Source organism: Paenibacillus apis (assembly GCF_018333295.1).
Lineage (GTDB): Bacteria > Bacillota > Bacilli > Paenibacillales > Paenibacillaceae > Fontibacillus > Fontibacillus antibioticophila.
The window spans coordinates 458,554-470,757 of sequence record NZ_BORS01000002.1 but is presented as its reverse complement, the minus strand read 5'-3'; the positions used below and the strand labels follow the sequence as shown (position 1 = coordinate 470,757).

12 protein-coding genes are annotated in these 12,204 nt (G+C 38.0%); 3 read left to right on the top strand and 9 right to left on the bottom strand.

Annotated elements, in window-relative coordinates; all coding sequences use genetic code 11:
- Positions 1 to 631 (top strand): transposase (locus KI362_RS04770; RefSeq protein WP_301625223.1); only part of this gene is annotated, 631 nt, incomplete at its 5' end.
- Positions 632 to 1,291: 660 nt separating this feature from the next.
- Here KI362_RS04770 and KI362_RS04765 read toward each other — a convergent pair.
- Positions 1,292 to 2,011: a transcriptional regulator gene (locus tag KI362_RS04765; RefSeq protein WP_301625221.1), complete on the bottom strand. Its 720-nt coding sequence runs from the start codon at positions 2,009 to 2,011 to the stop codon at positions 1,292 to 1,294.
- Between the two features lie 528 nt (positions 2,012 to 2,539).
- On the opposite strand from KI362_RS04765, the gene KI362_RS04760 reads away from it, so the two are divergent.
- Positions 2,540 to 3,478: an NTTRR-F1 domain gene (locus tag KI362_RS04760; protein WP_301625219.1), complete on the top strand. Its 939-nt coding sequence runs from the start codon at positions 2,540 to 2,542 to the stop codon at positions 3,476 to 3,478.
- Positions 3,479 to 3,914: 436 nt separating this feature from the next.
- Here KI362_RS04760 and KI362_RS04755 read toward each other — a convergent pair whose 3' ends face one another.
- The 8 genes from KI362_RS04755 to KI362_RS04720 all read right to left on the bottom strand — a co-directional run bounded on the left by KI362_RS04755 (position 3,915) and on the right by KI362_RS04720 (position 10,562).
- A complete protein-coding gene (locus KI362_RS04755) occupies positions 3,915 to 4,547 on the bottom strand; it encodes an ABC transporter ATP-binding protein (protein ID WP_301625217.1) in 633 nt (210 codons plus the stop codon).
- Positions 4,537 to 5,223, bottom strand: a complete 687-nt coding sequence (locus KI362_RS04750) for a hypothetical protein (protein WP_301625215.1) — start codon at positions 5,221 to 5,223, stop codon at positions 4,537 to 4,539. Before KI362_RS04750 ends, KI362_RS04755 begins: the two co-directional genes overlap by 11 nt.
- A 627-nt stretch (positions 5,224 to 5,850) precedes the next feature.
- Positions 5,851 to 6,687 carry a hypothetical protein gene (locus KI362_RS04745; RefSeq protein ID WP_301625213.1) on the bottom strand — a complete coding sequence of 279 codons (837 nt, stop codon included), beginning with the start codon at positions 6,685 to 6,687 and terminating at the stop codon, positions 5,851 to 5,853.
- Between the two features lie 120 nt (positions 6,688 to 6,807).
- Positions 6,808 to 7,215: a hypothetical protein gene (locus KI362_RS04740; RefSeq protein WP_301625211.1), complete on the bottom strand. Its 408-nt coding sequence runs from the start codon at positions 7,213 to 7,215 to the stop codon at positions 6,808 to 6,810.
- Between the two features lie 571 nt (positions 7,216 to 7,786).
- Complete coding sequence (locus KI362_RS04735; RefSeq protein WP_301625210.1) at positions 7,787 to 8,221, bottom strand: hypothetical protein; 435 nt, start codon at positions 8,219 to 8,221, stop codon at positions 7,787 to 7,789.
- A gap of 75 nt (positions 8,222 to 8,296) precedes the next feature.
- Positions 8,297 to 9,070, bottom strand: a complete 774-nt coding sequence (locus KI362_RS04730) for a DUF4367 domain-containing protein (RefSeq protein ID WP_301625283.1) — start codon at positions 9,068 to 9,070, stop codon at positions 8,297 to 8,299.
- Positions 9,063 to 9,623 (bottom strand): RNA polymerase sigma factor, encoded by a 561-nt coding sequence (locus KI362_RS04725; protein ID WP_301625208.1) that lies wholly within the window; start codon positions 9,621 to 9,623, stop codon positions 9,063 to 9,065. Before KI362_RS04725 ends, KI362_RS04730 begins: the two co-directional genes overlap by 8 nt.
- A 273-nt stretch (positions 9,624 to 9,896) precedes the next feature.
- The gene (locus KI362_RS04720) at positions 9,897 to 10,562 is read right to left on the bottom strand and encodes a Crp/Fnr family transcriptional regulator (protein ID WP_301625206.1); all 666 of its coding nucleotides are present in this window, start codon (positions 10,560 to 10,562) and stop codon (positions 9,897 to 9,899) included.
- 112 nt (positions 10,563 to 10,674) lie between these two features.
- Between KI362_RS04720 and KI362_RS04715 the strand changes: the two genes are divergently transcribed.
- Positions 10,675 to 11,352, top strand: coding sequence for a lactate utilization protein (locus KI362_RS04715; protein ID WP_301625204.1), 678 nt, complete (start codon positions 10,675 to 10,677; stop codon positions 11,350 to 11,352).
- Positions 11,353 to 12,204: the final 852 nt, after the last annotated feature.

Sequence of the window (12,204 nt, the reverse complement as noted above, 5' to 3'; positions counted from 1 at the left end):
CACCCCATGGACGCATGCGTATGAAGCGTGGTTGGACAGCTTAAAATTTGCAGATCACTGTCAGCAGGTCACGTTTCAAGAGTATCGCCAATCGATCTGGGAAACGAAAGAACGCATTTGCCGGTACGAGCAGGAGATCGAACGACAAGCCGAAAGCTGTGCGCAAGCTCCGCTCATTCAGGCTCTGCAAGCGTTACGAGGAGTGGCCGTGCTTACCGCGACCACCCTGGCCTCAGAAATGATCGAAGCCGCGCGATTTCCGTTGGCCTCGGCTTTTATGAGCTATTGCGGATTGGTTCCTAGTGAAAATTCGACGGGAGACAGCCGCCGGCAAGGGAAGATCACCAAAGCGGGGAATGCACATCTCCGAAGAGTGTTAGTGGAAGCCGCTTGGAGCTATCGATACAGTCCCGCCGTGAAAAAGAAGATGAGACAGCGCATTTTGGGTCTACCGCCTGAAGTACAGCGAATCGCTTGGAAGGCCCAGCATCGTTTGCATCAAAAGTACAAGAGCTTGTTACGCATGGGAAAACACAAGGGGGCCATCGCGGTGGCCATTGCCAGGGAACTTGCCGGGTTTGTGTGGGCGATTGCGAAAGAAGTGGAAATGACGAAAGCCAAGGCTTCGTAATGAGAGAACCGTTTGACGGACAGAGGGTTGTTCAAAGTAGAGATGGATGAATCAAGGAGGTGAGGCTGGGAGTAGATCGTGATTTACCTCGGCGGCAAAATCAGGCAAGGTGAAGAAGAGACCCGCGATGTCCGTTTGTGCAAAGCTTCGGCTTCCACGCACGTTTCTAGTTAGCGGCCAGCTTCTTCAGACGTATGTAGAATGTGTGTGAATCCACGAATATCAGATTGCCAACCAGCGAATTGTTTTTGCCGCCAAGCTAAAGCATGATTTACCCCTTCCGTCCCCTACAAGGGGAAACGCAGGGAGTGCACTCCCTGCACCCGTTACTCGCCGTAAGGCAGCCCCTGGCGTTGGCCAGGGACATTCAAAAAGTATCGCCGGAAAGAGCCACCTGTCAAGAAAGGCGCTTGACAGGCTCTTATTTAAGCGCGTCAAAAACGAGAGAGTCACAGAGGCGCTTGACAGGTTTCGTTCATATCAACGGACATTATATCTCCTTAGCAGCCGTTCTTTCATTCAAAAAAGTTCTAACGGACATTTTGTCATCTTAGGAGCAACTTCTGGCAGAAAAAAGCTCGTTGAGCATCCTAACGGCAGAAAATGTCCGTTATCGATCAAAGGATCATATTAGAGTGCTCTAACATTCCAAAATGTCCATTAGAGAAACATGTGTGGCGGAAGCTGCCAGGTACGGTACCTTTGCTTGTCATCAACAACAGTCAGCCAGTGTTTATCTACAAGTTGCTGTAGAATGCGCCTTGCATGCTTCTCTGAACGTTGGAGATGGGAAGAGAGTTCTTTAGCAGTGAATGGCCGTAGAAGTCGCCTCGCATAGCGGATAGTCTCATTTTCAGTCCAATCTAAGGATTGCGAAGCGGGAAAAGAGGTAAACTTGCCAACAAAGGAGAGAACAAGCTGTTTACAAAGGGAGGGATCTTCCTTGATGGACAAGTAAGCGATAGGTAGGAATAACCAATTGTCAAGGCTTAAGATAGCTTGCTTCATACATAAGTCTTTAAATCGCCAAGCTTCGATATCTCTTGCATGCGAACTGAATCCATGAATCTCGATACATCCTTTTGCGTCGGCTGGCATATACGCAAGATCGAGATAACGGTACCGATTGTTCAGATCCCGCACCTCCCATTCCGCATGCAAATCATTGAAGTTCCCGATGGCCGGATACCATATCCTTCTAAGAAACTCCACGGTTCCGTGACCTAGCCCTTTCCCAAGCAACTCTCGCCTTCTAGGATTCGATTCATAAGCGGTCTGTTCAGAAATCCATTCTTCAAATTCAATTTCAAAATTTATAATTTTATCCTCCTCTCTGTGAAACAAAATACCGCTTTGATTGATGAAACCATGTGGTTTCATTAATCAAAGCGGCATGTGCTTCACGCCGATAGTTTTCTTTCAAATTAACATAATCTTTACTTTTGATCAAGAGGTCGGGCCTTTTAGGTTTGTCAGTGAAGCAGGCTAAAGGTGGGGATCGCATCATTGGCAGTGGAGTGGTCAGGGGTTTGTCCCTAAGCTCCACAACTTTGTATGACTGCTCACCCGCCTTTGCAATTGCCAAAATCGGTTTGTACATAAGGCACCCGAGTCACTCATCAGGCAGTTCAAAACACTTTAAGAACCCTACGAAATGGCAGAAGCGGTCGTTAATTATCATTGCTTGATGGGCAAGGATGACGGAAAAAGGTAATATAATCAATGTCGCAGGGATTCTAATGGAATGCAATCGACATCGTTTGTTTCATTAACCGTCAAGCACTGATTTTTAGATGGAGTCTTTAAAAAAATGCACAGTTATCAGTTACTAACTGCGGAGACACATTTGACTTTAACTACATATGATGTACAAGTCTCCCGATTTTTATTGGAGTAATTATGACGGAGGTGAAAGATTTAGTGAATTTAATCAATCTTGTAGTTAACGGTCAATTTGACACGGGGACCGTAACCCCATGGTTCTCACAAGCTGCAACAATTAACGAAACATATAGCCACTCGGGATTTTTCAGTGCACAGTTATCAGGAGGGCCTACCAACTCTTTTCTCTCACAGTTTTTTACCATTCAGGAAGGAGAAAATCTAGAAGTCATTTATTCACTATCCAAATTCGGTGCGCTGCCTAGCCCATTGGTTAGTGTATCCGTTGCATTCTATGATGCGGCAATAAACTTCCTTGGAATGGGGTTAATCGCTATCAACTATAGTGGTCGAATTCCAGACGTAACATCGGAACAATGGCTGGAGTTGTATAACATTACTACTCCTGCTCCACAGGGAACTACGCAAGCACTTATTACAATCAGCGTGATCCCTCAAGCAGGAGCAGCTGATATCCTGGTCGATGATATTGGAGTCCTTCTGTTTAACGGCATCAGTGGACCTACAGGGCCAACTGGACCTACAGGACCTACAGGACCTACAGGCGTAACTGGACCTACAGGACCAACCGGCGTAACTGGAGCCACAGGAGCCACGGGTGCGACCGGGCCAACCGGTGCAACAGGCCCGACGGGTGACATTTCGGCAATCGAAATTATTCCTACCGCAAACCGGTACTTTTATTTCCCACCTACAGATCTGGACTTATCCTCCTCTGTTACAATTCCTGCGGGGGAGTTCAGCGATGATGATGGAAACAGCGTTACCGAATTTTCTGGACTAGGCACAAACAGCTTTAATAATCTATTCATTAACGGTCTCGTGCAACCAGGCAATGCGTACAACGTAAGTCCCGACATGTTGTTCTTTCCTGCACAAAGCGGCACCATATTTGCCGGTACGCCGATCATTATTGAGACTGTACAATTTAATGTTCAAGTGTAAAATGGAATTCCCCGTTCCTTTGCCTTTACTACTTCCGAATCTACCACATACACTATTTTTAGGTAGGGAGGTGAGGAACCATGCCAATCGTAACCCCATATCAAAATAGTCTGAGATTCGCATCCACCTTTGGTGCAGGGACAGGAACGGGGGCAACATGCTTTGTAAGAGCAGGCTAGTTTGTTCATAGCGGGTCGCTAATCTTCGGGAATGCTTCACTTCTGCGGGATCCGCCAAGACTTGTCTTTTCGTTAGCTCCATCTGGCACAGCATCTCGATGGACAATCGTTGCATCAATCATTATACTTTCAAAGTCGGGTTCAATGGAGACATGCTCAAGTATTTGATCCCAAATACCAGCGTCGAAATCGGCTATAAACAGCAGACCAGAAACTATAGTATTCCGGTAGATGAGAAGCAAGGATCTGCCAAAGTATTAGGTATTCATTAATTTACCTTCTGAAATCAAAAAAGTATAATCACATAACAGTTCAATATCTTCTTTATTATGTGATGTCATTACTATCAACTTTTGTTCTGTCTTCAATTTTATAAGCGTGTGTCGAAGTGTCTCAACGGAATTTTCGTCTAGTGCATTGAATGGCTCATCCAATACGATTATTTGTTGATTCTCCATTATTGCCTGTATTATCCCTAATTTCTGTTTCATTCCTAATGAGTATTTTCTGAATTTTTTATCTGACTCCCAATCTAGGTTAAACAAATTCATAAAAGCTTGAATATCTTTTTCATTAGCAATTTTTCTGATTTTAGCTAGCATTTTTAGATTTTCATAACCCGTTAGATGGGGGAGAAAGCTTGGTCTCTCTAACAATATTCCTAAGTGTTTAGGAAATGACATGTCCTTTCCTAATACTTTATCGTCTACTTTAACTTCGCCACTTGTTGGTAATATGAGACCAGAAATCATTCTTAAAAACATTGTTTTTCCACTTCCATTTTTACCTATTACACCATATATGTTGCCACTTTTTAATAGAACATTTATATTTTCAAGAACAATAGTATTTCCGAGTGACTTGGTAAAGTTGATTGCTTCAACTTTCATAAAAAGACAACTCCTTTTTAAAACTGGCTTTTTTGATAAGAAGGATTAACACTAAAACAAGCACTAAATTTCCAACAACATTATCAAGTGAATCGTGATATTGAGGCAAAATACCAACAATAGAATTTTGGTAATGGCTTATCATTGATAAAATTATAGAAAGTAATATCATTATCATGAAGGTGTTAGATTTACTAAGTTTTAAAGATAAATATATTTGGAGTAGAACCATAATGATGCAGAATAAATATATCCTTGATATAACTCCAAATGTATCTAAATTTATCATTAAAACTTCAAAATCTCCCCAAATCCAATGCAACGTTAATATTCCAACATAAAATAGAACTACAAAGAAAGCAGAAATTACTAAAGAGCCAGTTAACATAACTTTAAGCCATCTTTTTTTACTCTCATATCTAATTGATAAACATTCCATGTTATCAATACAAAATGAAATATAATCAACATTTATATATTGTAGCAATAGAAAAGTCATAATGAATAAGCTTTTTAACATAATTCCAGGAAGAGGTTTCCCTCCAAAAATGGTTAGTAACATAGTAGTAAGATCGCCAATATTTAGGATTTTTAAATACCCATAAATCAAAACAATACTTATTATTAAAATTATTAAAGTTAAGGGCCTTATACTTCTAGGAATAATTGATGTCATATGAAATCCCTCTTGTCATTTATCTTAATGTTCAGAAAAACAGTAATAAGAATTAATACCAACATAAAATAGTAGCTTGTAATACCTTTATTAAAAATCCATGAGAAAATAAAATTAACATCAAGAGAAGTGAATTTTTTCAAATAAGGTTTTAAAAGGGTTAGTTCAAACACCAACCAAATGAGAGTAAATAAGTAACAATATTTGCTTAGAATAAGGCTTTTTGAAGATTTTAAGCATGACATTATATTAATATAAATAATTATCCCTAAAAAATATCTTATAAACCATTCTGTAAGAGGGAGAATATAATTATTTTCTTTTAGTATTAGTGCTCCAAAGATAATAAAAGAAAACATAATCGCTAAACAAGTTACTCCGCACAAATAGTAGCTAAATAACTCCTTTTTTAAAATTGTTCTTCTGTTTCCTATCCTTATGTAAGATATATTATGAAAGTAATTACTTTCTATGGCCAATCCTATAGTAACTACTAACATAAATTGGAATATAAAAAATTTATCAAAAAACCATTGAGTAAACCATTGTTGGCTGCTTGAAATTTTAGTTAAACCAATAACTCCTGTAAATGAAATGTATATTGTGTACATCATTAAAAACAGAGTTCTATTCATAGCTATCTCGCAATTTATAAAATATTGTACACATTAATAAGAGGTTCACTAGCAACCATCCTCCTAATGAAATGAAGACATCATTCCAACTTATAATATTTGTTAGCGCACTGACTGCTCTAGGTTGAAGAATCATTCGTATATTATAGTCAAAAAGGACAGGGTATGAATCAAAAATAAAATGAATACCATAGAGCAAAATAACAGGGAGGAGAAGGGTAACATATCTATTAGAAAAATTCAGAAGCATACTTATGCATAGTGAGAATATAGCAAATAAGGATATTACAAAGGCGTTTAAAATTGTGTATATATGAACCGCATTTATTGGATTTTCTGTAAATGCTTTATATACAAAGCTTCCCTCGTGAGGAGTTAATCTACCGTAATAATCGGTTATGTTATTTGTATCAGAAAATATGGTATAGGTCATGAAAATATTAATTTCTAAAATGAGGAATACGATAAAAAATGAGAACAAACCAGTTGAAAGAAATTTCGAAACCAAATATTGTGTTTTTCCTTTTCTAATTATTTGATACATATACATAGAAGTGCTTTTATCCTCATAATAAATTAAACCAGTTAATATTACTGTAATGATCCAAAACATATTATTATATAAAGAGTTTCCCCAACTAACTGAATTCATTAGCATCCAAAATTGAAATGGATTTTGGCCTATTGTATTAGCAGATTCAGGAAACTTAGAAAAATGCCTAAATACTGTGATTGGGTCGATTATGGAGATACATAGCAAAACCACTATTAATGTTAGCACCATTTTATTGGTAAAAAGTCGTTGTATATCTATCTTAAAATAATTCAAATACGGCACCTCCTGTGTTCAGTCCTTAATAATTGAGCAATATAATAAATATAAGTTCAATAAGTAACATAGGGGCATCGTTTATTGCCCCTATGTTACAGCTTTTATTTAAGAACGTTGTTAATTCGGGCTCCATTCTCCTTCGACTGGAACAGAAGTTGATACATAAACTGGATTATCAAGATTTAAAACTACATTAGTGCCACTTGATGGGACAGTAGTATAGTTCACAGTATGCCATGCTCCATCAGCAGCTACTTCTGTGTATGGGTCAGATAGGTTAGCACCGTTAGTTCTTTCTGTAAATGCTCTAACTGAAGAATATCCTGCTCCGATATCTGTGATTTTTATGCTAAAGTATTTGACAACATCTGAGTCATTTGCTCTCGCTACCGTGCTTATTTCTGTATCCCCTTGTTTCGCAGGAAGTGATCCTTTAAATGTTGCATTAGCAGCAAAAGCGGAGCTTACAAACACAGTAGAAAATACAAGCGTTGCGGCAGCCATCATTTTAACTGTTTTTTTCATTTCAAAAATCCTCCTCGATAAATGTTATTTTAGAAACTGGATAGACACTTACTTCACTCAAATAATCCATTCAAATTAATTTAAGCTTGATGTTTCCTCCTCTCTACGTGAGCTATTCCTTACTTGGAACAAAATTAGATTATATGTATAATGAGTCTAGGCTGCTTGCTTTGTATACCTAAGTAAGGAGCGCATAAAGTCGGTTTCCAGTTGCTACCCTCAAATTCATCTGGAAATCGGCTCCAATTTATTGTAACAAACTACCAAGCAGCGAATGGCCTGATAATTTTGGTACAACCACCAACTAAGTAGCTTGCTTTAAGGCTTATAGATGCAAGCCATACTCTTATACTGTTTGTCCCATCTAATTATAAAGACGCTTTATGTAGAAGAATGTAACAACCTGTGATATGAAATTTGAAATTGTGTAGGAAGAAATTTGACTTACAAAACCAACTAACAACAGAACTTTGTTGTATAAAAAATAAACATCATCTGCAGTAAAGCAATTTTTAGCAGATAATGTTCATTTTTATTATGGAGAGGGGATTATTTGTAAAGTATATTTCTGTTAATATTTGACTACGGAAGAGGTGCTTGATGCGGTTTCTAAAATAGTATTTCCACTTTTAATTGTGCTTTTGCTCATCACTCTGTATGTATAACCTGAAGTGACGTAGTAATTCTCTTCTAAGCTATGAAGGCCTGCGCCTGAAAAAGACTTGCTCCATGTCTTTATTGTTGACCAACCGTTTCCGTCTGAGCGCTGAAGTTCAACAGTAAGTGTGGAATCATAATCGCCAGAATAATGAACAAATCCACTGGAAGCAGTTTTGCCCAAATTACCGATATCTATTGAAGCTCCAATTACAGATATGTAATCGTAAAACAGAGTTATATGATCCGAATTTAAAGTGCTTGAGTTATTTTGTGCTTGAACGATTGTTTCTTGCATAGGAAACAACAATATAGCTAATAAAGAAACTGTGCTTAATATTTTTTTCATATTACCCTCCATTTATAATTCCCCTCATAAATGAAGACGACAAAACAGGGGTTTTGTAACAGATTAATAATGAAATTATTTGTGCAACTCTACACTTTCAGCCATACTAACTAGGTCGTTTTTGCTAAGTTTAGGTGATTCGCCAATAATCATAAAAAAAGAATTTTCCTTTTGCCATACTACGGTAATTCGATTATCCTCTCGTATAACAAGGGCCTCTTGTCCTTGAATAGTCATTGAAGTCAATTCATCAGCTTCTTCTGTATCAACGTTTATTCCACTATTTTCGCTGTTCTGTTGAAACAATATATATCCATTCTCTTTATTATTCCTATATTCTATTAAGTTCATAGTCTGATATTTAGTTACATTTGCAAGAGTATAACCTTCAGGAATTTTTGAAGGGACAAACGTATCCTTTAGTTCAATTTCAAGCAGCCCTTTTTCTTCTTCTTGATTTTCTACTCCAAATCGTATTTCTGTATATTCCTTTTCGACTTTAATAAGCAAATTTAAAATTCCGCTTCTAAATGCTTCTACACTAAAAAAAGTGGTTGTTAGCAAAATGACCAACAGTGGTATTGTAACAGCTAATTTAGTAATACGAAATTGAAATAAAGGTTTAATGTTTTTTTTAAATCGATGATAAAAAAAATAGCGATTAAACCGCTTGAAAAATGTAGTTTTTTGCTTTTCAGTAGGAAGATATAATGCATTCTTTTTGAGTTCCTCATTTTCTTTAACAAGTATCCTACCTTCCATCTCTGCAAACTGAGTCATAAGTAGTTTTATTTTGATTTCTTCATATTCTTCTTGGAGAGCCTGTTTATCCATTGATTTATTATTCATTCCCACTAAATGAGCCTCCTTTAAACAGGGTATGAAATACACGTTTCCTTGCTCGCGCTATGTATGTTCGTACATGGTGTGCAGGAATATCCAACAATAGTTCTATATCTTTGTCACTGAGTTCTAAATTGTATTTAAAGTATAGTAGATCTCTGTCTCTTTCTGAAAGTAGGAAGAGTGCTTGGGCTAAATCTTCAAATTCCTCTTTTTTTATATAGTATTCTTCTGTTGCTGCCTGTTGATCCGATATTTGGTCAGCAATATCTTCAATCGATCCAGAAAAGTTATGTTGTCTATGTCGTGATTCCTTACGAATGTAATCTATACAAAGGCGCTTTATAGTATTGACGATATAAGAAGCTATTTTGTAACTATCTAAAGAACGCAGCAAAGGAATTTTTGGGATTAATTTTATAAAGGCTTCCTGAATCAGGTCATCAACTATTGCATAATCTCTTACAAGGATATAAGCTCTTTGCTTCATTATTGGATAATAAAGTTGATACAAATTTATCATGAATTCTTTATCGTTCTCATCCTCTAGGACGGTCATAAATAGAAGAGATATTTCCTACACCCCCAAATTTTCTACGGTTACTAGTATTTTTACAAATCGGACAGTATAAACGGTATCAGTTTTATAATACTACAATATCCTCACAACAAAAAGAAATTTTACCAATATATTCAATTGATGTTTGTGGACAGTATATCTATTAGTGCATGCCTGTAGCTGTTTAGGAAAAAATTCTTTAATTCAACTAAGCGGCAAGCAGGGCAAGTGTCAATACACTTGCCCTGCTTGCCGCTTAGTGAAAATCTTTTTCTACTGCTTTTGCAATAGCTTAAATTCGTTTCTATAAAAGTCAATCAAGCCGTCCCGCCTCATCCATGCAAGCTCTCTGGATAAAGCACTTCGATCTACATCTAAATACTCGGCCATCGCTTCTCTATCAAAAGGAATAGTAAAAGTTTCTGTTCCAGTTTCACGCATAACTTTTGTTAAATAAGTTAAGACCTTATCCCGAATAGTAGGCATAATCAGACAATCATTTCGGTCATGCAGTTCTAACGCTCGTTCTGCAATACTATCAAAAAGATTGCCAAGTAATTGTTCGTGTGCCATACATAACTTCGTACAACGGCTCAATATGCTTTTGATAGGAATAAACAGAACCTCAAGCGGTTCTATTGCCTGTACTGACATAGGGCATCTTCTTCCACGGCTAGCCGCTGTTAAAACTGCGGTATATCCACCCGGATAATGGAGGGATACAATAATTTGTTTTCCCGTGACGCTCAATTTCGTACTTTGAGCGCTGCCCTGCAATATGATGCCGACATCATCAACTAAATCGCCCTCACGGACAACCATCTCATCTTTTGCATATTCTTTCCGTGTGGCCGATAGGCATTTAAGCATTTGGGGAATATCATTTGGAGAAATCCCCGAAAATAAACGTGATTGACATAGGGAATCTAAGTTGTTCATGAGAAACTCCTCGTTGCACGTGCAACATACTTTTTCTTTTTACCATACTATATTAATCATAAATATACAAAAAGTTAGTCACCTTTTCTGATGTCAGAATGGAGGAAAAACAATGCAAGAGAAAGAAAATTCAATAAGAGCGAGAAATCGACTTTTAGCCTCAAAGGTTATTAAAAATCTGCAAAGCAGAAAGTTTGAGGCTTATTACTGTGATAACGCCATAGACGCTGTAGAAAAGGCACTATCATTTATTCCGGAACATTCTTCGGTATCGTGGGGTGGGTCAGTCACGCTTGAGGAAATCGGGCTTCTTAATCGAGTACGTCAAGGCAGTTATACAATCATTGATCGTGATAAAGCGCAAACAATGGAGGAACGTTATGACCTCATGCGCCAAGCTCTTTTGTGCGACACCTATTTAACGAGCTTTAACGCCGTTAGCGAAGATGGCATATTGGTCAATATAGACAGTGTGGGCAATCGAACAGCGGCAATTACCTTTGGACCGAAAAGTGTTGTTGCTATCGTTGGGATGAATAAGGTTTGCAAGACCGCTGAAGACGCAGTTATAAGAGCCAGAACATATGCGGCCCCCATTAATGCATACCGCTGTTCGTGCTCGTCCAGCCCGTTTTTACATTCGCCGCAAAAAACGCCCTGCCTGATCAATGGTGCTTGCGGAGATTGTAAAACAGATGATTGTATCTGTTCTTACATCGTCCAAACAAGAATGTGTAAACCGGCGGGGAGAATAAAGATTATCCTCGTTGGCGAATCTTTGGGATTTTGATTAAGGATTAAATAGCTGCCAAACGACATATAAAAAAAGCCCCCATTGCAAGGCGAGTGTAGTGTGAGGGTAGTTTTGGAACAATGAAAAGAAACTACGCAATGACTGAAGTGAGGCTAGGGGAAATGACCCCTAGCCTCACTTTGTCAACAGTCCCTTGAATAAGTTTTTTTGTTTATTGATTATAATCTCTAAATCGAAATTGGGAACGAATATTGAGCAAGTGTACTATTGTGATTTTTGTATGGACAGCAGAAGCGGAATAAACCACTTATAGAACAATCTTCGATTGGTAGCCCACATAGTGACCCAGCCCATCCAAAACGTGACAATTTAATCCCTTCCCTCTCTAAAACAAAAAATACCGCTTTGATTGATGAAACCATGTGTTTTCATTAATCAAAGCGGCATGTGCTTCACACCGATAATTCTCTTTCAAATTAACAAAATCTGTACTATTGATCAAGAGGTTGTTTTTTTTGAAATCACAGTTTTCTAACGGCTAAGTCTGTTGAAATAATCGCACGAGCAGAACTTATCACTGGCAGCGATGAGGTCAGGGATTCGATCCTCGTAGGCGCCACAACTTGGTATGACTGCTCACCCGCCTTTGCAATTAAGAACCCTACGAACCTGGCAAGAAGAGGTCGGCAATTATCATTGCTGTTAATGGGCAAGTGTGACGGAAGAAGGTCATATAATCAAAGCCATTATAATGAAGGGATCCTGATGGTATGTAATCGACATCATTTGTTTCATTAATCCTCAAGCACTGATTTTTAGATAGAGTCAAAAAAATATACTGTTATTAGTTACTTACAGCGGAGACACATTTGACTTTAACTACATATG

Coding starts and splice junctions, on each gene's coding strand:
- KI362_RS04765 (WP_301625221.1), bottom strand. CDS start 2,011: ATGAAACCACATGGTTTCATCAATCAAAGCGGTATTTTGTTTCACAGA.
- KI362_RS04755 (WP_301625217.1), bottom strand. CDS start 4,547: ATGAAAGTTGAAGCAATCAACTTTACCAAGTCACTCGGAAATACTATT.
- KI362_RS04750 (WP_301625215.1), bottom strand. CDS start 5,223: ATGACATCAATTATTCCTAGAAGTATAAGGCCCTTAACTTTAATAATT.
- KI362_RS04740 (WP_301625211.1), bottom strand. CDS start 7,215: ATGAAAAAAACAGTTAAAATGATGGCTGCCGCAACGCTTGTATTTTCT.
- KI362_RS04735 (WP_301625210.1), bottom strand. CDS start 8,221: ATGAAAAAAATATTAAGCACAGTTTCTTTATTAGCTATATTGTTGTTT.
- KI362_RS04730 (WP_301625283.1), bottom strand. CDS start 9,070: ATGAATAATAAATCAATGGATAAACAGGCTCTCCAAGAAGAATATGAA.
- KI362_RS04725 (WP_301625208.1), bottom strand. CDS start 9,623: ATGACCGTCCTAGAGGATGAGAACGATAAAGAATTCATGATAAATTTG.
- KI362_RS04720 (WP_301625206.1), bottom strand. CDS start 10,562: ATGAACAACTTAGATTCCCTATGTCAATCACGTTTATTTTCGGGGATT.
- KI362_RS04715 (WP_301625204.1), top strand. CDS start 10,675: ATGCAAGAGAAAGAAAATTCAATAAGAGCGAGAAATCGACTTTTAGCC.